The organism is Paenibacillus tuaregi, assembly GCF_900086655.1.
GTDB lineage: Bacteria > Bacillota > Bacilli > Paenibacillales > Paenibacillaceae > Fontibacillus > Fontibacillus tuaregi.
In genome coordinates, this window is sequence record NZ_LT575476.1 from 2391002 (window position 1) to 2417283 (window position 26282).

At 49.1% G+C, this 26282-nt stretch carries 21 protein-coding genes and 1 riboswitch; of the genes, 18 read left to right on the top strand and 3 right to left on the bottom strand.

Translation table 11 applies throughout. The features are described 5' to 3' along the window. Positions 1–42 precede the first annotated feature (42 nt). The 3 genes from BN6628_RS11070 (at position 43) to hcp (ending at position 3871) form a co-directional block, all read left to right on the top strand. Positions 43–1374: an ABC transporter substrate-binding protein gene (locus tag BN6628_RS11070; RefSeq protein ID WP_068617343.1), complete on the top strand. Its 1332-nt coding sequence runs from the start codon at positions 43–45 to the stop codon at positions 1372–1374. 144 nt (positions 1375–1518) lie between these two features. Beyond that, entirely contained in the window at positions 1519–2415 is an 897-nt protein-coding gene (locus tag BN6628_RS11075; RefSeq protein ID WP_068617345.1) for a hypothetical protein, read from the top strand. A gap of 163 nt (positions 2416–2578) precedes the next feature. Further along, complete coding sequence (gene hcp / locus BN6628_RS11080; protein WP_068617347.1) at positions 2579–3871, top strand: hydroxylamine reductase; 1293 nt, start codon at positions 2579–2581, stop codon at positions 3869–3871. 69 nt (positions 3872–3940) lie between these two features. On the opposite strand, the gene BN6628_RS11085 is transcribed toward hcp, so the two are convergent. Next, positions 3941–4312, bottom strand: coding sequence for a GNAT family N-acetyltransferase (locus BN6628_RS11085; RefSeq protein WP_235847618.1), 372 nt, complete (start codon positions 4310–4312; stop codon positions 3941–3943). Positions 4313–4415: 103 nt separating this feature from the next. Between BN6628_RS11085 and BN6628_RS11090 the strand changes: the two genes are divergently transcribed. From BN6628_RS11090 to BN6628_RS11120, 7 genes are all read left to right on the top strand, one after another. Then, the gene (locus BN6628_RS11090) at positions 4416–4940 is read left to right on the top strand and encodes a ClbS/DfsB family four-helix bundle protein (RefSeq protein ID WP_068617352.1); all 525 of its coding nucleotides are present in this window, start codon (positions 4416–4418) and stop codon (positions 4938–4940) included. Positions 4941–4961: 21 nt separating this feature from the next. After that, on the top strand, positions 4962–5756 hold the full coding sequence (locus BN6628_RS11095) for an endonuclease/exonuclease/phosphatase family protein (protein WP_082926876.1): 795 nt from the start codon (positions 4962–4964) through the stop codon (positions 5754–5756). 315 nt (positions 5757–6071) lie between these two features. Further along, positions 6072–6443, top strand: coding sequence for a hypothetical protein (locus tag BN6628_RS11100; protein WP_068617354.1), 372 nt, complete (start codon positions 6072–6074; stop codon positions 6441–6443). Positions 6444–6940: 497 nt separating this feature from the next. Continuing rightward, the gene (locus tag BN6628_RS11105; protein WP_068617355.1) at positions 6941–10096 is read left to right on the top strand and encodes a GNAT family N-acetyltransferase; all 3156 of its coding nucleotides are present in this window, start codon (positions 6941–6943) and stop codon (positions 10094–10096) included. Next, positions 10083–10958, top strand: coding sequence for an amidohydrolase family protein (locus BN6628_RS11110; protein ID WP_068617356.1), 876 nt, complete (start codon positions 10083–10085; stop codon positions 10956–10958). The genes BN6628_RS11105 and BN6628_RS11110 overlap by 14 nt, the downstream gene beginning before the upstream one ends. Positions 10959–11114: 156 nt before the next feature. Further along, a riboswitch (M-box (ykoK) riboswitch) is annotated at positions 11115–11285 on the top strand. 315 nt (positions 11286–11600) lie between these two features. Then, a complete protein-coding gene (locus BN6628_RS11115) occupies positions 11601–12146 on the top strand; it encodes a DUF1003 domain-containing protein (RefSeq protein ID WP_068617358.1) in 546 nt (181 codons plus the stop codon). Positions 12147–12373: 227 nt separating this feature from the next. Then, the gene (locus BN6628_RS11120) at positions 12374–14017 is read left to right on the top strand and encodes an alkaline phosphatase (protein ID WP_068617360.1); all 1644 of its coding nucleotides are present in this window, start codon (positions 12374–12376) and stop codon (positions 14015–14017) included. A gap of 215 nt (positions 14018–14232) precedes the next feature. On the opposite strand, the gene BN6628_RS11125 is transcribed toward BN6628_RS11120, so the two are convergent. Both BN6628_RS11125 and BN6628_RS11130 read right to left on the bottom strand, forming a co-directional pair. Then, the gene (locus tag BN6628_RS11125) at positions 14233–14799 is read right to left on the bottom strand and encodes a beta-class carbonic anhydrase (protein ID WP_068617362.1); all 567 of its coding nucleotides are present in this window, start codon (positions 14797–14799) and stop codon (positions 14233–14235) included. A gap of 30 nt (positions 14800–14829) precedes the next feature. Beyond that, on the bottom strand, positions 14830–15147 hold the full coding sequence (locus BN6628_RS11130) for an iron-sulfur cluster biosynthesis family protein (protein WP_068617365.1): 318 nt from the start codon (positions 15145–15147) through the stop codon (positions 14830–14832). 151 nt (positions 15148–15298) lie between these two features. Between BN6628_RS11130 and BN6628_RS11135 the strand changes: the two genes are divergently transcribed. The 8 genes from BN6628_RS11135 (at position 15299) to mutS (ending at position 26277) form a co-directional block, all read left to right on the top strand. Then, the gene (locus BN6628_RS11135; RefSeq protein ID WP_068617368.1) at positions 15299–16816 is read left to right on the top strand and encodes a carboxypeptidase M32; all 1518 of its coding nucleotides are present in this window, start codon (positions 15299–15301) and stop codon (positions 16814–16816) included. Positions 16817–17013: 197 nt separating this feature from the next. Beyond that, a complete protein-coding gene (locus BN6628_RS11140; protein ID WP_082926877.1) occupies positions 17014–18036 on the top strand; it encodes an ABC transporter substrate-binding protein in 1023 nt (340 codons plus the stop codon). 26 nt (positions 18037–18062) lie between these two features. After that, positions 18063–18854 (top strand): ABC transporter ATP-binding protein, encoded by a 792-nt coding sequence (locus BN6628_RS11145; RefSeq protein WP_068617370.1) that lies wholly within the window; start codon positions 18063–18065, stop codon positions 18852–18854. Continuing rightward, positions 18844–19698, top strand: a complete 855-nt coding sequence (locus BN6628_RS11150) for an ABC transporter permease (protein ID WP_068617372.1) — start codon at positions 18844–18846, stop codon at positions 19696–19698. The genes BN6628_RS11145 and BN6628_RS11150 overlap by 11 nt, the downstream gene beginning before the upstream one ends. Positions 19699–19841: 143 nt before the next feature. Then, positions 19842–20831: an aromatic acid exporter family protein gene (locus BN6628_RS11155; protein ID WP_068617374.1), complete on the top strand. Its 990-nt coding sequence runs from the start codon at positions 19842–19844 to the stop codon at positions 20829–20831. 117 nt (positions 20832–20948) lie between these two features. Further along, positions 20949–21497 (top strand): outer spore coat protein CotE, encoded by a 549-nt coding sequence (gene cotE, locus BN6628_RS11160; protein ID WP_082926878.1) that lies wholly within the window; start codon positions 20949–20951, stop codon positions 21495–21497. 335 nt (positions 21498–21832) lie between these two features. Continuing rightward, complete coding sequence (locus BN6628_RS11165; RefSeq protein ID WP_089153548.1) at positions 21833–23293, top strand: putative amidoligase domain-containing protein; 1461 nt, start codon at positions 21833–21835, stop codon at positions 23291–23293. Positions 23294–23352: 59 nt separating this feature from the next. After that, on the top strand, positions 23353–26277 hold the full coding sequence (mutS, locus tag BN6628_RS11170) for a DNA mismatch repair protein MutS (protein WP_068617379.1): 2925 nt from the start codon (positions 23353–23355) through the stop codon (positions 26275–26277). The last annotated feature ends 5 nt before the right edge of the window (positions 26278–26282 follow it).

Here is a 26282-nt window from a genome sequence, read left to right on the forward strand (position 1 = left end):
CTTCATAAGTTCACTTTATATAGATAATGGAGGAATTATAGGATGAAGAGAAAGCTGTGGCTGGTTAGTATTTGTATGATTCTGGCGGCAACAACCGCCTGTAGTAGTTCCGGGTCTACAGAAAGCAAAGAGAAGACAAAGAAGAATGGCAAAACAGTGGTTACTTTGTCAATGACGCAGGCAACAGAATTTATGCAGGCTGTGGAAAAAGATTTTGAAGAGAAGAATCCGGATATAGATCTGCAAATCAAAGCTGCTTTACAAGTGGGAGAGAATTACGATCATAGTAAATATGAAAAATATGAAAAAACAACCAATACCGCCATGCTCGCTGGGAAAGGACCGGATATCATTCAGTTAGAGGGTCTTCCTACCAATGAGTATATGAGCAAACAGCTGTTAGTCAATATGAGCGAGTATATGGATAAGGACAACACCTTAAACAAGAACGACCTACAGATGAATGTGCTTGATGCTCTAAAGGTGAATGGTGGTTTGTATACGATACCTATGGGATTCATGTTACGAGCCTTTATTGGGGACGGGGACGTACTTGGCCGTTCAAAGGTTCCTGTAGATGACCAAAACTGGACCTGGAAGGATTTTGGAGCGGTATCGAAGCAGTTGCTGCAAGCGGATAAGTCCGGCCAGATCATCCGTTATGCAATCGCCAATAACCCGCCAGACTACATTCTTACGGAGATGGTGGTTGACAGCTACAACCAGTTCGTGGATCAGGCTGCCAAGAAGGGCAAATTTGATTCCCCGGAATTTGTGAGCTTAATGCAGGAAGTTAAACAAATGTACGATGATAAAGTGATGAGCTCAGAACCAGCGGAAACGGGCACCCAGTTATTTTATTCGGAAGTCTTGTCTCAGCCTGCCGATTTTGTTAATACCCCGTACTCCTTGTTTTCCAATCCGAAGTTGTTACAGAAGCCTCACGGACAAGGACAGAAGGGAGGGATGAGAATCATTCCGTTATCTGAGTTTGCCATCGGAGCGAATTCATCCGTGAAGGAAGAAGCATGGAGATTCATTGCATATCTGTTATCGAAGGAAACGCAGTCACTTAAAAGCAGGGAAGGATTCTCACTGGTTAAATCCGTGAACGGAAAGAAGCTGGACGATGTTCAGGAACAAGTAAAGAACGGATCGTTCAAGCTTCCAGATGGCAAAACAGCTAATGTGCCGGACAGTGAATTTGAACAGTTCAAACAGATGATAAATACCGTTAATAATTACTCAGAGGCCAAGGGAAAGGTTGTCGCTATTGTCAGTGATGAGTCCAGATCGTTCTTCTCCGGCCAGAAGTCAGCCGAGGAAGTGGCGAAGCTGATCCAGAACAGGGTGACTACTTATTTGAATGAGTAGGCATTAAAAGAATTGCACGCTGAAGCCCCTTGAATTGGCACGAGGGGTTTCTTCTCATGTATAAGGAAATAAACCCATATTATTCTAAGGGTACACGTGTTAGTATGGTTTTTAGGGACTATTTCTTTGGTAGGAGAGATTAATATGACTAAATTGTCTAGATTGTTGACTTACATAGCGGTTGGTTCAATAGTATTAACGGGGTGCTCTACGTCAAATCGTGAAGCTAAGTCGGATTTCAGTGCAGGGAATGCTGAGAAATCCACAGTACAACTTACGAAGCAAATGAGCTACAAGCAAGCACCAGTAAATGTCAAGCTAGTAAAAGCTGAAGCAGAATATGTTGTGCCTTACATAAAAGCAGTTGAGCAAATGAATGTAAAAAACACCAAATTGGCTAAAAAATATTTGGACTTAACGATCGCCGACTTTCCGAATACCAAACACAGTTACCGGGCACAGGTTTTAAAAACGGTAATTTTGCTGTCGGAAATGATCGGAAATGTGAATGTGAATATGAGGTATTTGAAGGGCATTGAAGAATATATGAACAGTGACCTTGGAGATGCTGACGGTATTCAGAAGTTGAAAAAAATGATGGATAAATTATCATCAGAACATGAGTCAACAAAGAAGCAGTTGGATCAATCCATCAGCCTAGTTTTGAAAAATTATTCTCAATATAAAAATATATCTATTTATAAAACACCATTAAATTTCCCCTTGAAAAAAACTGATGTATCAAACGATCTGATTTTGTTTGAAAAAATTGGATACCCGATTCCCAGAGATTATGTAATTGAACAGGATTTTAAAAATTCTAGAGAAAAATATCTTAGTATGGTTATACTAGTGACTTTTGAAAATAAGAAGGTTAACTATCCTAATATATTTTTATATGCTGGAGGAGCAATTGGAACTAGTGACAAATCTAAAAAAGTAAAGCTGTTGCAAGAAGTAATTAAGCTGACAGAAGGCGATAAATATAACGAAGCGAGATTAGAAGCACAAGAGCAATTAAAAGAAATGAACAAAAAATGAGTAGTATACCAATCAGTTCCTTGACTGGAATTAACACAAAGCCTAGGGAATTTGTCGCCAAATAATGTTCTTTTCCAGTGTGCTAAATGTCACAACTTGAGGTCTGAGGCTCTGTTACGCTGAGCATAACAATGATCCAATTATCGAAATGGGGGATATTGATATGTTTTGTTATCAGTGTGAGCAGACACCGGATGGCGGCTGCACTGTAGTCGGCGTATGTGGCAAGAATGAGACGATTGCAAGCTTGCAGGACACGATGATTTTTGCTTTAAAAGGAATTGCGGCGTATGCGACACATGCGCGCCAACTTGGCTACAGCGATCCGGAAGTCGACCGGATTACTCACGAGGCTCTATATATGACGTTGACCAACTCTAACTTTAACACGCAAGAGCACCTGGAAATGGCTATGAAGGTCGGAAATGCCGAGGTGCGGATTATGGATGTGCTCGACCGCGCGCATACCGAGCGGTTCGGTATTCCACAGCCGGTTACTGTCAGCCAGAATAAGATTGAGGGCAAATGCATCGTAGTGACCGGACATAATTTGTATGCGCTAGAGGAACTTCTGAAGCAAACTGAAGGAAAGGGTATTAACATCTATACCCACTCGGAGATGCTGCCAGCTCATGGCTATCCCGCTCTTAAAAAATATGCACATCTAAAAGGCAATATCGGTAAAGCGTGGTACGACCAGCGCAGATTGTTTGAGCAGTTCCCAGGGGCGATCCTTGCCACTACAAACTGTGTTATGCCAATCAAGGGAACCTATGCCGACCGCTTCTTCTCGTATGAGGTTGCAGGGCTGGAAGGGGTTCAGAAAATTGCTAATGACGACTTCTCCCCGTTGATCGAGCGGGCACTTGCTCTGCCTGCGGCAGATGTGGATTCCGAGCAGGTTCTAACTACAGGTTATCATCACGAGACGGTGATCGGGCTTGCGCCTGAGATCATCCAGGCGGTCAAAGACGGACATATCCGCCGGTTCTTCGTCATCGCAGGCTGCGATGCACCAGGTAAAGGAGGGGAATATTACAGGGAGCTGGCAACTTCGCTGCCAAATGACACTGTGATCTTGACGACTTCCTGCGGTAAATTCCGTTTTAACGATGTTGATTATGGAACGGTTGGGAATACTGGTATTCCACGTTATATCGATCTTGGGCAGTGCAATAACTCAGGTTCCACTGTGAAAATAGCCCTTGCCTTAGCCGATGCCTTCGGCTGCAGCGTGAACGAGCTTCCGGTCAGCATCGTGCTGTCCTGGTTCGAGCAGAAGGCGGTGGCCATTCTGCTGGGTCTCTTCAGTCTCGGTATCCAGGACATCCGTATTGGACCGAAACCGCCCGAGTTCATTTCCCAAGGGGTACTAGATGTGCTCGTGGATATGTTTGGCTTGAAGCTGATCACAACTGCTGAGGAAGATATGAAGACCATGCTGGCTCTGTCCTAGAGCTTGGCGCGAATAAATCCGGTGCTGCGATTCTATTTGAATCGGCACCGGATTTTTGTTTTAGCCCAGTTAGCCTAGGGCAGTATTAGATTCACTTCTATTCATCCAATCCGAACTGTGGAGCGTATACCACTGATAGCTCTTACCATCCAATTCAATTAAACTGTTAAAGCTGAACCCGCATTTTTGGATCACTTTTATAGAGGGAAGGTTGCATTCCAGAGCCACCGCATTAAGGACTTCAATCTCAGTATTGTTGTTAAAGAGATAGCCGATCAATCCTTTGGCCGCTTGGGTAGTGTAGCCTTTGCCCCTGTAGTCTTTTGAGATTCCGTACATAATTTCCCGGTTCGGGTATGGAAGCCCATCCTTAATTCCAGTACAGCACCAGCCGATGAACTCGCCCGACGCTTTGGAGATGATCTCTAGGCGAAGATACAAAATAAAAGATTATCATAGATTTGTAAGAAATCAGCCTATTGTCCTCCTTAGCTTTTGCAGCCCTTTGTGTTACGATAATAGTAAAAAAATGGATGGTGAAAATATGGCGAGTTTTGATTACCAATCCAAAGCTGAGTTAATTGAGGCTGTACATACGGGATATTTGCTGCTTGATGGGGAGTATGAAGGGATGCCTGAGGACCAAAAGGATGTTCTTGTTCCTGAAGTGGACCGGACTCCAGCTCAAATTATCGCCTATCAACTAGGCTGGCTTGATCTGGTGATGAGCTGGGACCGCGATGAGAAAGCGGGGCGAACCGTTGTTATGCCTGCTCCTGGTTATAAGTGGAATCAACTGGGCGGGTTATATCAATCTTTTTATGATCAATATGCGGATTGCTCACTTGCGGACCTGCGCCGGTTGTTTGGGGAAGCGGAGAAGAAGTGGTTGGATTGGATTGACACGCTGAGTGAGGAAGAGTTGTTTACTCAGGGGGTCCGCAAGTGGACAGGGGACAAGCCGAACTGGCCGATGGTGCGATGGATTCATATCAACTCAGCGGCCCCTTTTAAATCTTTTCGGGCAAAGCTGAGAAAGTGGAAGAAACATCAATCATTATCTAAGTGACAACAACAGGAGGAACAAACCATGACATCAAAAGAACTTCGGATTATGACTTACAATTTGAAATGTGAAGTAGGCGTGCCGCCCCATTCTTGGAGTGACCGCAGAGAGATGGTCCGGGATGTTATCCGGCGCGAGTCGCCGGATTTAATAGGCACACAGGAAGGCGTATTCGCCCAGATAAGTGACCTGCTGGAGATGCTGCCGGAATACGGATTGGTGGGACTTGGGAGAGACGGAGGGAGCAGGGGCGAGTATTCAGCCATCTTCTATAAGAAAGAACGCTTCCAGGTGCTTGAATACAATCATTTCTGGCTCTCCGATACGCCAAACATGATCGCCTCCGCTACTTGGGGCAATATGTATACCCGCATGGTAACCTGGGCGAGATTTAAGGATCTGCAGACGAATCAGCAGTTCTATCACATGAACACGCATTTTGATCATGAGTCGTTAAATGCCAGAGAGAAGAGTGCGAGGTTGGTAATCCAGGAGGCTCAGGACTTTGATTCCACATTGCCTGTATTACTGACTGGTGATTTTAATACAGATGTGCACTCACAGCCATACAACATTTTGACTGAAGAGGGGAGCTTTAAGGATACTTGGGAGCTTACAAAGACGCGCTTTAATGAGGATCTGGGATCGTTTAACGATTTCCGGGACCCGCAGGGTGGATCTGAGCGGATTGATTGGGTTCTAGGCCGGGGGAATATGACGGTTGCCTCAGCAGGAATTATCAATGATCTCGCCGATGGGAGGTTCCCGAGCGACCATTTCCCGGTTGTGGCTAGATTGAGTCTTGGAGATAATGTGTGATAATTAATAATCTAAAATGTGTTTTGAAGAAAGCCTCTAATCCAGTTTCGTGGATTTGAGGCTTTTTTAGTGGAAATTTAACAGTCTCAATAAATTTACTGAGTAGAAGCTATCCCTGAATCTATGTCCAATTTCATATTTAGCGGATGGGAAGATAGACGTGATCTATTTTTAACTAAGTTATCCTTAAAGTCAAAGCTTAAAGTACGTAAACAAGTTTACATGGAATAACAGCTGTCCCTGCGACGGTTCCTGGGATATAAAACGAAATATTGCATGAATGTTATATGATCAAAGTAGGAGGATGATAGGTATATGGACAATTTAACAGCAGAAGAAAAGCAGCAGTCGGTTGAAGCGTTTGAGTCGATTATTCGTAAATCGGAAAAGGCACTCTCTCATATGAAGACAGATGCGCCACAGACAAGGTTGCTCGCGAAGCGAATGAAGGCTGCTCAGCTTGGCTTAGATACGCTTCTTGCACATTGGGAAGGCCGGAAACTGGATGTCAGCAAAATGGATTTAATCGAAGCAAAAGAAGAGCTGGAGGGTTTGCTGTTAACACTTCCTTCATTTCTTGAGAGATCCAAAGAAGGCAGTGGGCAGAGGACCTACATTACGAGAAGGATCATAGCTTTGAAAGCAGCAGTTTTCTATGTGGATCATTTAATTGAAAAGTTTGAATGAGTGTATCTTACAAGATTCGGGCATTTTGTGATTAGCAAATCAGTTCGTTCACCCTACTATCTGGAAAATATGAGCAGTTACTGCTTAATGGTAAATGGACAGATTCATAGATGAGAAAGAGAGGACAAGTCGTGTCAAATGTACAGCAAATCTAAGCTGAGTATCCCATGGTGGCCAATGGATGGATCACATTTATCTGCACCACATCCAATTCAAAGCCATCGATGATCACTTTAGAGAATTTATGAACCGGATAAAATAAATGACTAAGGAGGAAAAATTAGCTATAGCTGTAAAGTAGCATGGAAACAAAAGTTAGTTTATGCTAGTGTTGATGGCAAGGATATCCAATTCGGCTTGCAAAGTGAACTTAGCAGCACAAAGAGGGGGCTTCTGCCCCTCTTTGTCATATCCGCCAGTACACTTCATTTGTTTAGATAATAAGCCGTGAGCAGCACTCCAAGTACATACGCAAGAAGTTATAGGGAGATGAGAGAATGACAACGAATTCCACAGCGAAGGAAATCCGCATTATTGAATACGACCCGTCCTACGCTGGCGCAGTAGCAGAAATGTGGAACCTCAGCAATGAAAGCTGGGGTGGAGGAACTAGTCAGAAAACGGAGGATACCGTGAGCCGGAATATGGAATCCTCGTCCAACCTTCATGTCTTTCTCGCCGTTGACGGCGAAGAGGTTGTCGGGTTCTGCAGCTTCGCCCACTACCGTTTTGATGAAGGGGCATTATATGTGCCGCTGCTGAATGTGCGGCCTGATTATCACGGCCTTAAGATCGGCCGTAATTTGATTCTGAACGCTGTCCGCAAAACCGTTGAGGCTGGCTGGCCGCGGCTGGATCTGTTCACTTGGCCTGGGAACACAAAGGCTGTTCCGATGTATAAGAAATGTGGATTCTTCTGGGAAAAAAATGAGGATTCCGTTCACCTGATGAATTTCATCCCGACCATCCTGCAGACCGAAGCGCTCACTCCCTATTTCGAGGAGCTGGATTGGTATGCGGACAGCACACGGGAACTTGTGATTGAGCCGGATGGCCGCCGGGAGTGCGGCTTTGATTTCTTTGATTACACGTGGAGCAAGGGAGACCTCTCGGTGCGGGCGGTGTTCGAGAAGACAGGGCGCGGGTTGGCTGCGCTGGAGACACCTGACTTTGCCATCTTCACTGAAATTGATGATCATGATCTGGTGTTTGGTTCCACCTATAAGGTTCGTTACCGTATCGAGAACCGTTCCACTTCCGTGCTGCCAATTGAGATTAAGGGCCAGGACGACAAGAATATTCGTTTTGCCCTGGATGTATCACGTACAATCGGGCCGGGGGAATCAGCTGTACTCGAGGGTGAATTCGAGCTTGATCCGGTTCAAGAGGAGCAAAGCAACAAGAAAACCCATCCGGTTGTCTTTAGCCAATGGCTGATTGGGGGAAAACGGGCTGAGTTCCGCATGGGAATTGCGCCGAAGTTCCCGGCAAAAATGAAAATCGCGCTGCCGCCCAAAGAGCTTTATCCAGGCATCCCTGCCGAACTGTATTTAAATGTGGAAAATAATTTTGATGCGGAGGCGGAGTTTGCTTTTGAATGGCCGGTGCACGAAAGCCTGCAGTGGGCAGAGCCGGGGATTCGCTTTACAATCCCAGCCAAGGGCAAGGTCTCGCTTCCGGTACCCTTTACCTTGCGCTCCTACGGTCTCTTCTCCAGGGAGGTAGAGGTGAAGACTGTCCCTATAGGAGGAAATGCAGTTACCTTTACTACCAAGCTGTCTGTCCTGATGAAGGGGAGCTATGGCCGATTTGGTGGGGAAGACGGGGATCAATGGGTGGCCGTGAACGGGGCATACTCTCTGCATCTGAGCAAGCATGAGAATCATATGTGGATTGATTATCCTGGGTCTGATCATAATTTCTGGTGGACCTATCCGAAGCTGGGCAGGCCGTTCTCGGAAGAATTCTCGAAGAAACAGGCCCGGGAAGTGAGGTTGTACCCGGAAGGGGAGAGTCAGGTTCTCGAAGCAATCTACGAATCGGAAGAGTATCCTGCACTGCAAATCAAGGCGATGGCTAGGCTGTTTGCGAACGGTATTACCGAATTTCATCACGAAGTCCACAACACCAGCAGCGAAAATATCGAAGAGAACATGGGTCTACTTATCAACTTTGGATTCTTCGGCAGTCGGCTTATCCTCCCATATCAAGGTCGTTATGTTGACATGGAGGATAGTCACTTCAGCCATCCTGATCATTGGGACAGTGCTCAAATTACCGAGAACTGGCTGTTCTGCAAACAGGAGAATACAGCTTGCGGAATCTGCTGGGACCCTTCCTTAAAGCTGCTGCGCCCAGAATATCCTTTCGGGTTGGAGCAGGAGCTTGGCCGGATCTCAGCTGGAGCTGTCGTGCGGACGAAGCCAACCGTGCTTGCCTTGAATACCTTCACCAAGTGGTGGGAGTTCCGTTCTTTCGCCAGGAAGCTGCGGGAAACGGTTGTACCTGTGTTAGACGATCATCTTGAACTATTGGTTGGCGGCGGCAATCCGTTTGCTGCGGGACCGCTTACGGTAGAACTGCTCGAGAGAAAAATGGTTCCGCTGGCTGGAAGCTTGGAATTATACGTGCAGAACAGCGGGGAACCTGAGCGGAAAGCTGCTGCGGATCTGAAGCTGCTTCCAGAGCAGGATTTGCGTTCTGCAAGTTTTGAATTTACACCTGAGCAAAATGAATCGATGTGGAAGTTCCGGGCCGTCTATCTCGGCGAGGACCGGATTCAGGAGCGGTCGGGGCTCTGGTTCCCCCAGTCGGATGAAGCCGTCGATTGCAGACTTAAAGAAGGACCGGCAGGCCCCGTGTATACGGTGAACAACGGAGTTCTATCCATAGCAGCAGCGTCCGGCTTTGGCAGCGTGGTGCATTCCATGGTATATCAGGACGAGGAATGGCTGGACAGCTCCTACCCGGAAGCAGTTCCACGTTCTTGGTGGAATCCTTGGCATGGCGGACTCGGCGTGAACATTCCTGGCATGAGCGGTTTCAGTCAGCAGCAGGAGCCCCGAGCGGCAGCTTGGGCGGAGCGGACAGATATCCACGGGAATGTATGGAAGGGGCTTCGCTTGACAACCCGCATTGAGAAGCAGGAAGCGAACCGGGGAATCACAGTCGACCAATATTACCTCATGCTGCCGGGTACTCCTGTACTCTGTGTACTGCATTCGGTGACCAACGAAAGCGGGAGGTATCTGCGGGACTTCTCACTTATGGGCGAAAATTTCCTTAAGCCTTCACCGGTCTTCACGGAAGGAACGATAGAAGTTCCTGGAGGAGGACAGTATCTGGCAGGGAAACTGGAAACCGATGTGAAGTCGCAGGGGCCTTTGCGGATCGGGGCAGCTTCCAGGCAGAACTTTTTGCAAATTGTGAATCATGCGCCTAATCAAAGCTCAAGTGTCTATGTGAACAATAAAGTGATTTGTAACGAAGTGTACCACCATCTTTCCATTAAAGACGGGGAAACCGCATGGACCCAGCCGGCTTTCCTGATCCTGGGCCGAATCGCTCTGGACTCGGGAGATGTTCGTAATTTGTTGAAGGTCGCTTTTAATACCAATCAAGGTGAAAAGGAGGCTAACGATGCCGATCATTGACATCCACATTCATCTATCGGACATTGACAGTTTCCATCAAACGGCGATTCATCAATCCAAAGTCGATTATAGTGCCGCTGGCCTCAAGGCGGAGTTTGACAAGAACGATGTCATTCTTGGAATCGGCATGGGTGTCACGGAGCAGACCAAGGGAGCTTTTCCCGATTCCAGTTCACCTAATCCGATGGGACTGGATCTGGAAGAACGTGTCCCGCCATTCCTCATGGAATGTGTCGGCATCAACCCGAACCTGCTGAGCGGCAAGCAGGCCGCCGACGAGCTGGACCGGATCGAAGCGAGGCTTCAAGCTCCTGAAGTGGCTGGAATCAAGCTGTATGCCGGGTATTATCATTATTTTGTTCATGATAAAATCTACACACCGATCTATGAGCTCGCTGCCAAGTACGGGCTGCCCGTGGTGATCCATACGGGAGACACCTACTCCATGAACGGTCTGCTCAAATATTCACATCCGCTCACAGTAGATGAACTGGCCTACCAGCAGCGCGGTGTGAACTTTATGATCTGCCATTTGGGCGATCCTTGGGTAATGGATGCTGCGGAAGTGGTGGCGAAGAATCCGAACGTCTACGCTGATTTGTCCGGATTAGTTGTGGGAGATCGGCCTCATTTCGAGCGGTTTATGAACGAGCCGCTGTTCATGGACCATTTCCGCCGGGCGCTAGTCTACTCAGATCATTATGAGAAAATGCTGTTCGGGACCGACTGGCCGCTCGCACCGATTGATCTGTATGCGGAATTCATCCGCAGGCTTGTGCCGGAGAAGTTTCACGAGAAAGTATTTTACGAAAATGCCTTTGGGCTGTTTCCGCGCATTCAGCAGCGGATCGCAGGGCTGTGAGAGTGTTGCCATCAGCATAGTTAGAGCACAAATGAAGAGCTGAAAGTATAATATGAGATAAGAAGCCACTCCCTTGGATAAAACGAGGGGGGTGGCTTATTTCATATTGACATTGACAGATGATATGGTCCGCATTATGATGACAAAGGAATTAAAAAATGTCCTCGTTAGGTGAGGCTCCTATACGAACACAAGCCACTGCCCGGAAACATCGAAAGATGCCAATGGGTATAACAGGAATTGCCGGCTTAAGGCTCTTCTTAACGTGGCTAAAGAACCGGGTTCTTTTACGTCGTATAGTGCCAAAGCTCGGCTTGGGGGATTCGGTTATTTGCATGTCTTCTTTATATTTAGTGTGCAAATCGATGCCCTTCAGGTGAGCTGAGGGGCATTTTTTATTCGGAAAATTCAGGTACCGCAGTGACAAGCCGTGGTTTCATGAGTACAATGAAGAGTCTGTAAATTGATCATGTGAGAGGAGTTGAACCATTCTGTATGGGTAGTCATCATTCATCTGAACCAGAACCGAGGAGTCTAAGGGCAGTCGGGTTAAAACTAAATACCGTATTGGAGGTTGGTTACAACTTCTCTCTTTCGGCTTAAAGTTGGACCTGACTGCCTTATAACAAGGAGGTAGTTGAAATGTCCAAAATGAGTTTTTTTCAAAAAAATAATCCTATTCATGAAGCATCCAATATTCAGGGTTTTGATATTGAGCTGAATCAGGAGAGTATTCGCCGTATTGACCGGTTAGTGGATAGCTATGAGAAAAGCATCCTTTCGCACCTGGATGATGCTTATCAAAGAAAGACCAGCTGGTCTGACCGGCTCGCGGACCAAATCGCTTCGTTTGGCGGCAGCTGGAAGTTTATCACATACTTTGCAGTGTTTCTTCTCGTATGGATTATGTGGAATTCACTTCCATTTATAAAAGTTCATTTTGATGAGCCGCCGTTTATTCTGCTGAATCTGTGCCTGTCCTTTATCGCGGCGTTTCAGGCGCCTCTCATTATGATGAGCCAGAATCGGCAGGCGGCCAGAGATAAACACGAGTCGATTATTGATTTTGCTATAAATTACAAAGCTGAATTGGAAATTGATGATATGCAGAGCCATCTTCATAGAATAGAAGGTGAGTTAAAGGAGATCAAGAAGCTACTGCTTGCTTCTAAACAAGCGGATGAATGAGAAGGAATAATGACCCCGGGGATCTAAATCTCTGGGGTCGTTTATTTATTGGGCCGTTTTTAAATACCACGGTATTTCATAATCGGGGTGAAGCTCCCTACGAAAATCAAGACAAAATATGTAGAAAATTGATAGGTTACAAGAGAATATGTGCTGCTGCTGCCAAGTTACCTGCTTTACACTTGTAGCGTACTTAACCATATCAGCATAGAGGGGGATTTAATCACATGCGCAACAAGGTAATCGCAGGTCTGTGCAGCACGGTTCTGTCCTGCAGTCTGCTCGTCGCGGGGAGTGGCCTGGCCAGCGCCGACGGCAGCGTTACTGCGGCGTCAGAGCCGCAGAACAAGTCGGTCAAGAACGTGATTTTGTTCATTACCGACGGAATGAGCTTGTCCGATGTTAACCTGGCCAGGTGGTATCAGGAAGGGAAACCGCTGACAATCGATAAGTACTTCAGCGGGCTGGTAAGAACGTATTCCACGGACTCCCTTACTACGGACTCGGCTGCAGGTGCAACGGCGTACGCTACAGGCCATAAGGTGAAGAATGAGACGGTCTCCATCCTTCCTGAACGCATCACGATGCCGATGGTTGATCAGGTTAAACCGGGAGAAGCGAACAAACCTCTGCCAACAATTATGGATGCGGCCAGATTAGCTGGCAAAAGTATTGGAACCGTATTCACTTGTGAGCTGACGGATGCCACGCCTGCAACCTTCCTGAGTCATGCCTACACCAGAGACAACGCCCATTCCATTGCGGAGCAAATGGTGTACAGCGGTGTGGATGTGCTGCTTGGTGGGGGTTCAGGCTATCTGGTCCCTGGCAAGAAGGACATTAACCGCAAAGATGGGGAAGACTTAACGAAGGTTCTGAAGTCCAACGGTTATGAATATGTGACGGATAAAGCGGGTCTGCTGAATACCAAGACGAATAAAGTCTGGGGAATGTTCAATCCTGAGGCCTTGGATGCGGATTTCGATTTGAATCCGAAGCAGCAGCCAACGCTTGCTGAAATGACGAAGGTAGCCGTTGATAAGCTGTCGCAGAATGACAAGGGTTTTGTGCTGATGGTTGAAGCCAGCCAGATTGATTGGTACGGCCATGATAACGATCCGGTTGGGATCATAAGCGAGACTTTGGCATTTGACAGAGCCTTCAAGGCAGCGGTTGAATTTGCCGAGAAGGATGGAAATACGGCTGTGCTGTCCGTGTCCGACCATGCCACTGGCGGCCTTAACATGACGAACTATGATTCCAGCAAGGATCTGGTCTCCGTTATGAAGAAAGCAAAGCATACTAGCTATTATTTCGAAAATGAAATCAATAAAAACAACTTCAAAAAGATCCTGGCAGAAAACTACGGTCTCACCAACCTCACCAAGGAAGAAGCGGATCAGGTAAGAAAAGGAATTGGCGGCAACCTCTCCCCAGTTATCGGTAAAATTATTGGTAATAAGATCGGGGTGTCATTCTCTACGGAAGACCATGTCGCTGAGGAGATCGGATTGTTCGCTTATCATCCGGCAGGCTACAAGCCAACCGACTTCGTAAAGAGCGGAGTGGTTCAGAATGTCGACGTGAACAAGTACATTCAGGAAGTGGCAGGCCTCAATCTTACCGGGCTTGAGAGTACATTATTTGCTTCGGCGGATCAATTGAAGGCCAAGGGAGCAGCGGTCAGCATTGACAAGTCGGATAAAGCCAATCCGGTTGTTGTTGTGAAAAAAGGCGGTCAAGTCCTTAAGCTGCCTATTGACAAGAATGTAGCCATTTTGGACGGCAAGACGATCAAGCTGAACGCCGTGACCGTTTGGATCAAGGATCGGGTATGGGTTCCACAGGAGGCCGTAGATCTGATCAACTAGCGTCTCATCTGGGTTAATCGGGTGTATCATCATCCAAAAGTTAAAGCGCTTAAACACACACAAAGACCGGGTACGCATATCCATATGCGGTGCCCGGTCTTTGAACATTTTGACCCTCAGATTTGGTAAGCTTCACTGGAATCCCTTCGCACATCTCATAGCATAAAAAAAAAGCGGCACAGACCTGTAGGCTGTGCCAGAAATAAGAGAGATGTCTAGTCCTGTTCACTCCCGTCCACGACCAGTTCCAATTCTCCGGTAGTTGAATCAATGAGCATGCCGTGAACAGGCAAATGGGGTGGGAGTAGTGGGTGATTTTTAATAATCTCCACAGTATGGATTACCCCCTCTTTTTCCGAGCTAAACCCGCGAAGGAACCTTTTTAGCTTAATGCCCGAATTTTCAAGCGTATTAAAGACTTCAGGGTGAATTCCACGTTCATGCATCGAGGCAATCATCCGGTCCGCGTTGATCGAAGCCATACCGCATCCGGTGTGACCCACCACAATAACCTGTTCAGCACCGAGTTCATAGATGGCCACCAGGACACTACGCATGACGGAGCCGAAAGGCTGCGAGATAATGGCGCCTGCATTCTTGATAATTTTGGCATCCCCGTTGCGGAGGTTCATGGCTCTTGGCAGCAGTTCCACCAGGCGGGTATCCATACACGTTACAATGGCAAGCTTCTTGGCAGGGAACTTGTCTGCAATATAAGTTTCGTACTCTTTGTTCTCTACAAAATTTTTGTTGTATTCCAGGATTTCAGAAATCTTAGTCATGTGTTTAATACCCTCCTAATTTTTTTAATATCAGCGTATATCGTTAAGCTTTACATTTTGCCCGTAGATCTGTGAATCGCCTTCCAGGCGGAATGACCCATCTAGGGGATCCCCTTTAAGCCTGAGCTGCTCCTCATAAAAGACCGCCCGCTGAGGGTCAACCCAGAAAGGGAAGGTCTTGTTCTCGATAGGCACATCGGTGGAGTCGGGCTGGCTGATAATCTGGAATGTGGTAATTCCGTAACACCCACATCCTTCGGTATCATAGAGAAGACGGATCTGTCCTGGCCGGCCATCCAGACGTTTATGGATAATCTGCTCCGCGTTCTCGTCTAATGTAATCTTCATCGTCTGCTCCTCCCCAGTCTATAACGTTTGTACTTACAATGAATGCCTAGCATGAGGTCCTAGATAAAACCTCTGTTAAAAGTTGATTATATAGATTGTAATAAGTATCATCAAGAGGAGCACCAAAATTCAAGACTGGGGTGAACCGAAGATGGAGCAGGAAATTCAGCAGAAACTGGAATCATTTCGGGAATTGAACAAGAAAATTAGAAGCTATTATGAAGCCGTGTCCCTCATGGCCTGGGATTTGCGTACAGGAGCACCTAGAAAAGGGGCGGAGACTAGAGCCGAGACGATCGGAGTTCTGTCCACCGAGTCCTTCAAGCTTCAGACTTCCCAGGAAATGGGAGAGCTGCTCGATGTATTGAACCGGCCGGAAGTGCTGAAGCAGCTTGATGATGTAAACCGGCGTATTGTGGAAGATGTGCAGGAGGAATACGACCGCAGTGTGAAGATTCCTGCTGATAAATATCAGGAGTATGTGACACTTACCTCACACGCAGAGACGCTTTGGGAGGAGTTCAAAGAGAACTGTGATTTTGCGGGATTTGAACCATACCTAACCCAGATTGTTGCCAAAACGCAGGAATTTATCGACTACTGGGGTCCACGCGCAACACGTTATGATACCCTGCTTCATATGTATGAGCCAGAACTGACAACGACCAAGCTGGATGAAGTGTTCGGGCAGCTGCGGGATCGACTGGTGCCTTTGGTGGAAGCGGTTCAATCCGCACCGGATAAGCCGAAGTCTGAGTTTCTGAACCAATTGTTTGATAAAGACCAGCAAGAGAAATTCAGTAAATTCCTTCTTGAGCAGATTGGTTATGATTTTGATGCGGGCCGAATTGACGAAAGTGTGCATCCTTTTGCAACGGGCCTGAATCCTGGGGATGTGCGAATCACAACCCATTATTTGCAGGATGATGTGGCCAGTGCGGTGTTCAGCTCCCTGCATGAGGGCGGTCATGCCCTCTACGAGCAGAATATCAGCCCTGAGCTGACCGGCACACCGCTTGCGCAAGGCACCTCGATGGGGATTCATGAATCCCAGTCCCGTTTCTGGGAAAATATGATCGGACGCAGCCGCGCTTTCTGGGACCGCTATTATAGTGAGCTCCAGTCCCATTTCCCTGAGCAGCTTGCCCAAGTAAAGGTAGAAGATTTTCACCGTGCTATTAACCGGGTTGAGAACTCTTTGATCCGCATTGAAGCGGATGAGCTTACTTACAATCTGCATATCATCATCCGTTATGAGATTGAGAAGATGCTTTTTAACGAGAATCTGGATGTAAAGGAACTGCCGCGGGTTTGGAATGAAAAATATGAGCAGTACCTGGGCATCATTCCACCCAATGATGGAGTGGGCGTTCTTCAGGATGTGCACTGGTCCGGCGGCAGCTTCGGGTATTTCCCGTCATATGCGCTCGGGAATATGTATGCGGCACAGATTGAGAATACGATCCGCAAGGAGATCCCGAACTTTGAGGGGCTGATTGCGGAAGGTAATTTTGCTCCAATTAAGGACTGGCTGACAGATAAGGTTTACAAGTACGGCAAGAGCCGGAAGCCTGCCGAGCTGATCAAGGCGATTACTGGCGAAGATCTGAACCCGGATTACCTTGCGGATTATCTGGAGAAGAAGTACAAGTCGATCTACAATTTATAATTCTATAAAAATGAACTTTAGAAATTAACCGATCTCAGCGGAGAGAACGAGTGATTCTGAAGTGTAGAAGAGCGCACAAGACTGAATTGGCGGTATGCCGGTTCAGTCTTTTTGGTATGCTCTTAACCTTTTGTTAGGCCTCTGCATACATTGGACCATAGCCTTTAGCTGGTTGGACGAAAAGGGGCTCAGCAGTAATGAAAGGGGATGAGGACATGAGAAGCCTCCGCGGTAGATTATGGCTGGTTAATCTGATCATCCTTGGCACCCTGCTAAGCGGGTGTGGAACTGGAGATCAGAAGGCGAAGATCCAGCTCGGGGAAGTTACGCGTTCGGTATTTTATGCGCCGCAGTATGTGGCGCTGGAGAAAGGATTTTTCAAAGAGAATGGTCTTGACGTGGAGCTGAGAACGACTTCCGGCGGAGACAAGACGATGACGGCCCTCTTGTCCGGTTCGATTGATGTTGCGCTAGTTGGAGCGGAAACCTCCATTTATGTATATCAGCAGGGGGCAGACGATCCTGTTCTTAGCTTTGCAGGCCTTACCCAAACCGATGGAACTTTCCTCGTCTCCCGTAAGGATGTGGGAAGCTTCAGCTGGGATTCGCTTAAGGGCGAAGTGTTCCTGGGTCAGCGCAAGGGCGGCATGCCGCAGATGGCTGGGGAATTCACCCTGAAGAAGCACGGCATCGACCCGCATAAGGATCTTCAGTTGATCCAAAATGTGGACTTCGCCAATATCACCGCCGCCTTTATTTCGGGGACAGGAAATTATGTGCAATTGTTCGAACCTCAAGCTTCCATCCTTGAGAAGGAAGGCAAGGGGCATGTGGTGGCTTCCTTTGGGACCGAGAGCGGCCAACTCCCTTACACGGTGTACATGAGTAAGAATAGCTTTATGGATAGCCACAAAGACCAGATCCAAAAATTCACAAACGCCCTATCCAAGGCTCAGATTTGGGTCCGCGATCATTCACCTGAGGAAATTGCCAAGACGATTTCCCCGTTTTTTAAGGACACAGATCAAGTTATTCTTGCCAGTTCCATCAAGAGATACAAGGAACAGGGAACCTACGCAGAGACACCCGTGATTTCTGAGAAGGCTTGGAACAATCTGCTTGATGTTATGGACTCAGCTGGTGAACTGAAGCAGCGTGTTCCTGTAACGAAGCTCGTGGACCCGGTCTTTGCAGACCAGGCTGCAGGAGGCCACAAGTAATATGATTAGAAAGGGGGAGCGTGGGAATGAATGCTGTGATTGAGCTAAAAGATGTAGAGCATGTCTATGTGACAGACAGGGAAGCCGTTCTTGCACTGGAAGGAATGAACATATCCGTGCAGCCTGGGGAGTTCATTAGTCTGGTTGGACCCAGCGGATGCGGTAAAACCACGCTTCTCTCCATTATGGCAGGCCTACTCGTTCCCACACGGGGGGAAGTGCTTCTTCATGGCCGGCGTGTGAGCGGCCCAGACCCGGATGTGGGGTATATGCTGCAGCAGGATTACTTGTTCCCTTGGCGCACAATACTGGATAACGCGTTAATTGGACTTGAGCTGCGCGGCATGCTGACGCAGGAGAGGAAAGCATCGGTGATCCAGCTTCTTGAGGGCATGGGCCTTGGCGGTACCGGCAGCCTGTATCCTTCACAGCTGTCGGGCGGCATGCGGCAGCGTGTGGCCTTGGTCCGGACCTTGGCCACCGAGCCGGATCTGCTCCTGCTGGATGAGCCGTTCTCGGCCCTGGATTATCAGACCAAGCTGCAGCTTGAGGACCTGATCGCAGAAACACTGCACGCTCGGAACAAAACTGCGGTGCTGGTGACGCATGATTTGGCCGAGGCGATTGCGGTCAGTGACCGCGTTATCGTGCTGGCGGCAGGCCCTGGACGAATCCGGCGGACCTTTGAGGTGCCGGAAAATATCAGATTGACCCAGCCGTTCTACGCTCGGGAGCAAGAGGGGTTCAACGACCTGTTTCATCAGATATGGAAGGAGCTCGAGGCATCGGAGGGAAGGGGGGAGCGGAATGGACCGTAATTTACCGGCAGGCCATGAGTTTTCCAGGGATGCCCGGCATTCTAAGAAGACATGGCTGAAATCGATTCATCAGGATTTCAAGACTCGCAAGCGCAAGGCGGGGCGGATCGTGCTGGCCGTGCAGCTTGCCATCCTTCTCAGCCTGATTATTCTCTGGGAGCTCGCGGGAAGGCTGAAATGGGTGGATGTCCTCATCTTCAGTTATCCGTCCAAAATGTTCGCCCAGATCTGGCAGGACATCTGGAGCGGAGAACTATGGCCTCACCTGGGAATGACGGTACTTGAGACGGCGGCCGGATTTATCTTGGGCACCTTGGTCGGAACGCTGCTTGCCGTTGTAATCTGGTGGTCTCCTTTTCTATCCAGAGTGCTTGATCCTTATATGGTTGTCTTTAACAGCATGCCTAAGGTCGCGCTTGGGCCGATCTTTATCGTCCTGTTCGGGGGAGGCTTCACCGCGATTGTAATGACCACCTTGTCGATTACGGTAATCATAACGACCCTGGTTGTAATTAGCAGCTTTAATGAGGTAGACCCCAACCTGGTGAAGGTAGTGCGGACGTTTGGGGGCGGAAGGAAGGATATTTTCCGTAAAGTGATTCTTCCTGCTTCTTTCCCGGCGATTGTGTCGACCTTGAAAGTCAATGTGGGTATGGCCTGGGTAGGGGTTATTGTGGGGGAATTTCTGGTTGCCAAGATCGGGCTTGGTTACTTAATCATCTATGGGTTCCAAGTATTCAACTTCACACTGGTACTATCCAGCCTGGTGATTATTGCCGTCGCGGCTACCGCCATGTACCAACTCGTTGTATATATCGAACGCAAACTGATCAGGGAGCGGTAACGCCCCTGTTTTTTGTTTGTCAGTCCTGTACTTTTCATTTGGCCTAACAAGGTGCGGAGTACCGCTTCATTGTGGACAAGCCGCAAATCCATTAGGATATAGATTATACCAAGTTATCAAACTACTGCTTACGGGGGTGTCCTATGGGCTTTCGTGTAATTAAGACGACCATCGCAACCGTGCTTGCGATTCTTATTGCCCATCTGCTTCATATTGCCAATCCGCTCTCAGCGGGACTGCTCGCCATTCTGGGCGTAGACGTAACCCGCAAGCGGAGCATCAGGACGGTGAGCTCCCGTTTTCTGGCTTCAATTGTTGGGCTTGCGATGTCTTCGGTCTTATTCTATCTGTTCGGCTTTCATATTTGGGTTCTGGCCGTGTTTATTCTCGTAGGATTTCCGCTTATCGCCAGAGCAAATTTGAAGGAGGGAATTGTCACCTGTTCGGTTGTTGTATTCCGGGTATTCGGAGGCGAGGATATCAGCATGACAGCTCTCGGCACACAAGTCGTGCTGCTGACCATTGGCCTTGGCTGTGCCACGGTTGTCAACCTTATTTATATGCCTAATGAAGAGGATAAGCTCACAAGCATCCGGCGCAAGGTGGACGGATTGTTCGCCTGCATCTTCACTCATATTGCAAGTCAGCTACGCAGCCCAGATTATGTCTGGAGCGGTCAGGAGCTGATTGAAGCCAGCCGTGAAGTGGGACTAGGCTTGTCCACCGCCAAGCGGGCGCTTGATAACCAGGTGATCTCCCCAAATGAAGCTTGGACGATCTATTTCTATATGCGCAAGCAGCAGCTGGACCGCATAGAAAGTATGCTGCAGCTTATTTCCCAGATCTATCAAAGAATGCCCCAGGGTGAGAGTACCGCGGTTCTATTTGATCAGCTGTCTTTAGATGTGAAACAGGAGATTTACGCGGGAACTACAGAGCAAATGCTTAAGGAGCTTGAAATGGAGTTCAAAGCTATGGAACTTCCAGCAAGCCGGGAAGAATTTGAGATTCGTTCAGCGATTCTGCAGCTCTGCCGTGAGCTTGCCCTCTATCTGGATATCTCCAAGAAAAGCAAGTATCCAACAGGGAGATCAGAGCGGTCCAGGGCATTACGGTCTACTGGAAGAGCTTGACCGAATACGGGTTGTTTAAATATTCTTTATTTCGCCGTCTCCAATTAATCAACATTCGCCCATGTCATGCATACACTTGATAGTGAATGATTGATTTGTATGGAGGAGGTTCAAACCATGTCATCGAAATATCAAAGTAGAGAGATCATTACGAAAGCGATCTGCGGAAAAGGTCGTAAGTTCTCTACCGTAACACATACCGTGACTCCGCCACACAATCCGACAAGTATTCTGGGGGCCTGGATCATCAACCACCAATACGAAGCGGTTGCTGCTGGTGACGGAATTGAAGTTATTGGTACTTACGATGTGAACATCTGGTATTCTTATGACAGGAATTCCCAGACAGCTGTAGCCAAGGAGAAAGTGTCTTATGTGGAAAATGTGCCGCTTTCTTATCTTGACTCCAGACACCGCTCTTCGTCCGTGGAGGTTTCCGCGGATGCAACGCAGGAACCCAGCACCGTCGAAGCGAGCGTATCCGGTGACGGCAGCGTACTCATTCGTGTAGAGCGTGAATTCGCTGTTGAACTGGTTGCTGAGACTAAGATCAATGTCCTGGTCGTTCCGGGCGGCAGCGACTTCGAAGACAAAGACTTTGACTTCAGCGGGGATGGCGGGGATTATGACGATTTGGACCCGGATCTTCTGGATGACGATCTGTAACAGAATACTCTATTGTATGCAGCTGCCTGAGCAGCGACGAGGGCGGGAGCCCTCTTTTTTTTGCAAAATTTTTGAGCAGGATTTTTTGAACAGTATGCTGTATAAAATGAACTTTAGATTTAACCGATCTCAGCGGAGAGGACGAGTGATTCTGAAGAAGCGGAGCGTCCGTCTTTGTTTCCGAAATGTACCTACTTGGATATCTAGTTCAAGGATTTCGGAGACAACCGTAGTCGTAAGAATACCCGGCATCGCAGCAACCCAAAGGGTAACCTTCAAAAGTTCATTTTATATGGTTGGAATGCTGCTAAGGCCAATAAGGGGGAGACGGGGAAATGGAACTAAGGCTGAACCTGGGCAGTGACCCATCCTCGGAACGGCTTCGGGGCATCCTCACCCAAATGGGGTACGGCAGGCTTGCTCTTGCGAATGAGGCTGGAATGCGTGAGGGAAGGCGGCGGAACATAGCTTCGTCTGAAGCTGATGAATCAAGCCCGGTGGAGGGACTGTCCAGGGGGAATACGCCTGAAGAGGGGGGGATATGGCTCAACAGTATGGCATCTGATCTGCTAGCGTGGTCTGTACAGGAGCAAGAGCAGAGACTGCACTGCTCGGGACTGAAGGCTAAGCTTGGGAAGGGCTGGGATGCCGGGGATTCTGCGGCCTCCGGCCAGATCTATGAACGCAGGTTCATCGTGCGGGTGTTCCACCTCAAGGCGGTGGAAATTGTTCCTTACGGCTGGGCGGAAAGGGCACTGAGCCAGGCAAGAGAAGATCAGGCAGGTGATGGTGTACATGGCCGTTCACAGCTCTATCGTAAACTGGAAAAGACTGCGGTAAGAGCCCTCTACGCACTTAATCTGGATTTCGGTGAGGTTGGAATTACCGCTGGTGCAAACGGAATGGTTATCCACTCCGTTCAAGCTATGCCTGATCTTGAGGGGGAAAATGCGGTCCGCAGATTCGCAGAGGCGGTGGTGGAGGAATATGAGCGGCTTGCCGCTCTCCATGGTCAGACGCTGCTGCTTGGCATGGACCCCGAATTCCTTCTGTATCACCCTGCCGAAGGGAAGATCATTCCCGCATCGCGTTACTTGGATCGGGCTGGAATAGCTGGCTGTGATGCGATCCGCAGGGGAGACAGAACCTTGTACCCGATTGCAGAATTGCGACCGCAGCCATCTGCTGATCCCAAGCAGATGCTGCGGAGCCTGATGGGTGCGCTTCAATATGCATCCAGAAGAATTGAAGCAACGGACCTGGAGTGGCTGGCAGGGGGGATGCCTGTGCATGGAATTCCGCTTGGCGGACATCTTCATTTCAGCGGTGTGCCCCTAACGGCCGGGCTGCTCAGGACGCTTGACAATTATTTGACCCTGCCCGTGACGCTGCTGGAGGACCCGAGGGCGGCTGCGCGGCGGCCGAAATACGGATATCTGGGGGATTTCCGTCTTCAGAGCCATGGCGGATTTGAATACCGGACGCTTCCCAGCTTTCTCGTATCTCCTGCTCTGGCCAAGGGAGTAGTGGCCCTAGCAGAGCTGATCATGAGGCACCCGGAGCGTCTGCTTCTTCGTCCGCTCAGCAGAACAGAGGTGCACCAGGCCTACTACAGCGGGGACAAGAATGTGCTTAGGACCGCGTTCGCCCCATTAAATGAGGAGCTGCGGCGGATAAGCGATTCCCGGGAGAATGGGGGGCACATATTGGCGCTGCTTGATATGGTGGATTCGGGACGGCTGTGGGATGAGCGCCGGGATATCCGCAAAGCTTGGAAAATAGCAGATTCCTCGTAAGCCCTTGTGCTTTTCTGTTATAATAGAAGTCTGTAGAAAGAATGGGCTGGAGGTACATCATGGCTAAATATACGCCGATGATTGAACAATATTTGAAGGTAAAGGAAGGCGCACAGGACGCTTTTCTGTTTTTCCGCTTGGGTGATTTCTATGAGATGTTTTTTGAAGACGCGGTGCAAGCGGCGCGTGAGCTGGAAATTACGTTAACGGCACGCGACGGGGGAGCCGAAGGCAAAATCCCGATGTGCGGGGTGCCTTATCATTCTGCGGAAAATTACATACACAGATTGATAGAGAAGGGTTACAAGGTGGCGATTTGTGAGCAGGTGGAAGACCCTGCTGAGGCCAAGGGCATTGTCCGCCGGGAAATTGTGCGTGTAATCACGCCGGGTACAGTCATGGAAGGTAAAACGGTTGGCGACAAAGCGAACAATTATATGCTTTGCGTAACCGAGCTGGAAGGGGTTATGGCTGTCTCGGCTTGTGATCTCTCAACGGGTGAATTGTATGTTACTTCAGCTCCTTCCAATCAGGAATGGCTCAGGGATGAAATCGGAATCTATAATCCTTCCGAAATCATCGGAGACCGTCATCTGCTGGAATGGATTGAGTCCACCGCGAATCCGGTCGGAAGACCCGTTGTTTATACGGCCTGGGATAAAGACAAGGAAGATCTCGGCCGCAAACAGTTCGGTGAAGCGGCATGGATCCGGCTTGAGGAGCAGCGGAGACATAACATCTCCCTGTTGGTATCCTATCTGTCCGAAACTCAGAAGCGTTCCTTGGGCCAGCTGATCCGGATCACGGCATATGAGCCTAATCATTATATGATTCTGGACCCGTTCACACGGCGTAATCTGGAGCTTGTGGAGACTGTGAGGGAAAGGTCCAAGAAGGGCTCGCTGCTCTGGCTGCTGGACCGTACCGAGACCTCTATGGGTGCGAGACTGCTGCGCAGATGGATTGATAAACCTCTGCTTCAGCGGTCTCAGATAGAAGACCGTCTGGAAGCGGTAGAGCAGCTTCATGCCGGTTATATCCTGCGTGAAGACCTGCGCGAGAAGCTTGGAGAAATTTATGACTTGGAGCGCCTGGTCGGAAGAATCGCTTTCTCTAGTGCGAACGGGCGGGATATGATCGCCCTTAAGAAATCGCTTAGGCAGATTCCTTCGATTAAGGAGCTGTGCGAGAATTCGGCATCCTCAACACTGAGGAGGATTGCGGGCGAACTGGACCGCTGTGAGGATCTGGCGGAGGCCATTGAAGCGGCGATCGCGGATGAACCGCCTGTCTCTGTCCGTGATGGCGGTATTATCAAGCCGGGGTATCACGAGCACTTGGATGCGCTCCGCGAAGCCGGTGCGAACGGCAAACGCTGGATCGCGGAGCTTGAAAGCGCGGAGCGCCAGGCTACCGGGATCAAGTCGCTGAAGATCGGTTACAACAAAGTATTCGGTTATTATATCGAAGTAACGAAATCCAACCTGGCTTCCCTGCCTGAGGGCCGGTATGAGCGCAAGCAGACGCTGGCGAACGCCGAGCGGTACGTAACTCCAGAGCTTAAAGAGAAGGAAGCTTTGATTCTCGAAGCAGAGGAGAAGATGGTTGATCTCGAATTCGCGCTGTTCAGCGAGCTTCGTGAACGCCTCAACCGGGAGATTCCGCGGCTTCAGCGCCTTGCGGAGAAGATCGCAGAAATTGACGTGTACCGTTCTTTTGCGGCTGTAAGCAGCGAGGGCAACTTCGTGAAGCCGGTTCTGACGGACGGTTATAACCTTGTAATTGAGCAAGGACGCCATCCCGTGGTGGAGAGGGTGACGGAAGGCAGCGGATTTATTGCAAACGGCACGCAGCTCCGCAAAGACGAGGCGGGAATCCTGCTGATCACCGGACCGAATATGGCGGGCAAGAGCACTTATATGCGCCAGGTTGCCCTGATCGTCATCATGGCGCAGATCGGATGTTTTGTACCCGCGGCAGCCGCCGAGATCCCTCTGATCGACCGGATATTTACCCGGATCGGGGCGGCGGACGACCTGATCGGGGGCCAGAGCACCTTCATGGTGGAAATGGCGGATATTCAGCTGATGACGGAGAAGGCGACTTCACGCAGTCTGATTATTATTGATGAGCTGGGACGGGGGACTTCCACTACGGAAGGCATGTCCATCGCCCAGGCCGTTATTGAGTATGTCCATGACCATATTGGCTGTAAGGCACTGGTCTCCACGCATTTTCATGAGCTTGCTCATCTGGAGGCGAGCCTTGATTCGCTTCGTAATTACAGCATGGCGGTGCAGGAGAGCGGGGAGAAGGTTCACTTCCTTCGCAAGCTGATTCCAGGAGCGGCTAGTACCAGTTATGGCATCTACTGTGCAAGATTGGCCGGTCTGCCGGACAGCATTATTGACAGGGCTTATGGATTGCTGCAAGGCCTGGAAGAAGCGGCTCCCCTTGTAACGGCTGGACGGGCTTCCGGGGGAACGCCGATATCTACCGAGTATAGGCAGGAGAACGGCGGGAAGACAGTGGGGGCACTGGAAAATGCAGCCGAATCAAAGGAGGTGGATCAGGCCAAGCAGCCCGTTCTTGCTGTGTCAGGCACAGCGGCACGGACAGGGTCCGCTGGTGGCGCCGATGAGCTGAAGCAAGCTGAAGCAGCCGGGACATCAGGAGCTATCCTGCAGGAAAGACGCACAGATCTGACGGTTTCAGAAGCGTCAGAGGGGTCTGTCGTCAGAGCAGAGATTCTGCGTGAGGCTCCAGATGCCGCTTTAATTCCGGGCGGTTCACAGCATGAAGAGGCTGTGCAGCTGTCTATGTTCGGTGAGGAGCCCGCCTTGGCTAAGCCTGAGGCTGCCAAAGAAGATCCCCGGACCAAACAGATCATCAAGCTGGTTAAAAACGCGGATTTAATGAATATGACGCCGATCCAGGCGATGCAGCTGCTGAATGATTTGAAGATGAAAGTGAAGGACATGTAGCTCCT

What these genes read in the sequence shown, in the direction of transcription:
- BN6628_RS11070 (WP_068617343.1), top strand. Translation starts at nt 43, where the DNA reads ATGAAGAGAAAGCTGTGGCTGGTTAGTATTTGTATGATTCTGGCGGCA.
- BN6628_RS11075 (WP_068617345.1), top strand. Translation starts at nt 1,519, where the DNA reads ATGACTAAATTGTCTAGATTGTTGACTTACATAGCGGTTGGTTCAATA.
- hcp (WP_068617347.1), top strand. Translation starts at nt 2,579, where the DNA reads ATGTTTTGTTATCAGTGTGAGCAGACACCGGATGGCGGCTGCACTGTA.
- BN6628_RS11090 (WP_068617352.1), top strand. Translation starts at nt 4,416, where the DNA reads ATGGCGAGTTTTGATTACCAATCCAAAGCTGAGTTAATTGAGGCTGTA.
- BN6628_RS11095 (WP_082926876.1), top strand. Translation starts at nt 4,962, where the DNA reads ATGACATCAAAAGAACTTCGGATTATGACTTACAATTTGAAATGTGAA.
- BN6628_RS11100 (WP_068617354.1), top strand. Translation starts at nt 6,072, where the DNA reads ATGGACAATTTAACAGCAGAAGAAAAGCAGCAGTCGGTTGAAGCGTTT.
- BN6628_RS11105 (WP_068617355.1), top strand. Translation starts at nt 6,941, where the DNA reads ATGACAACGAATTCCACAGCGAAGGAAATCCGCATTATTGAATACGAC.
- BN6628_RS11110 (WP_068617356.1), top strand. Translation starts at nt 10,083, where the DNA reads ATGCCGATCATTGACATCCACATTCATCTATCGGACATTGACAGTTTC.
- BN6628_RS11115 (WP_068617358.1), top strand. Translation starts at nt 11,601, where the DNA reads ATGTCCAAAATGAGTTTTTTTCAAAAAAATAATCCTATTCATGAAGCA.
- BN6628_RS11120 (WP_068617360.1), top strand. Translation starts at nt 12,374, where the DNA reads ATGCGCAACAAGGTAATCGCAGGTCTGTGCAGCACGGTTCTGTCCTGC.
- BN6628_RS11125 (WP_068617362.1), bottom strand. Translation starts at nt 14,799, where the DNA reads ATGACTAAGATTTCTGAAATCCTGGAATACAACAAAAATTTTGTAGAG.
- BN6628_RS11130 (WP_068617365.1), bottom strand. Translation starts at nt 15,147, where the DNA reads ATGAAGATTACATTAGACGAGAACGCGGAGCAGATTATCCATAAACGT.
- BN6628_RS11135 (WP_068617368.1), top strand. Translation starts at nt 15,299, where the DNA reads ATGGAGCAGGAAATTCAGCAGAAACTGGAATCATTTCGGGAATTGAAC.
- BN6628_RS11140 (WP_082926877.1), top strand. Translation starts at nt 17,014, where the DNA reads ATGAAAGGGGATGAGGACATGAGAAGCCTCCGCGGTAGATTATGGCTG.
- BN6628_RS11145 (WP_068617370.1), top strand. Translation starts at nt 18,063, where the DNA reads ATGAATGCTGTGATTGAGCTAAAAGATGTAGAGCATGTCTATGTGACA.
- BN6628_RS11150 (WP_068617372.1), top strand. Translation starts at nt 18,844, where the DNA reads ATGGACCGTAATTTACCGGCAGGCCATGAGTTTTCCAGGGATGCCCGG.
- BN6628_RS11155 (WP_068617374.1), top strand. Translation starts at nt 19,842, where the DNA reads ATGGGCTTTCGTGTAATTAAGACGACCATCGCAACCGTGCTTGCGATT.
- cotE (WP_082926878.1), top strand. Translation starts at nt 20,949, where the DNA reads ATGTCATCGAAATATCAAAGTAGAGAGATCATTACGAAAGCGATCTGC.
- BN6628_RS11165 (WP_089153548.1), top strand. Translation starts at nt 21,833, where the DNA reads ATGGAACTAAGGCTGAACCTGGGCAGTGACCCATCCTCGGAACGGCTT.
- mutS (WP_068617379.1), top strand. Translation starts at nt 23,353, where the DNA reads ATGGCTAAATATACGCCGATGATTGAACAATATTTGAAGGTAAAGGAA.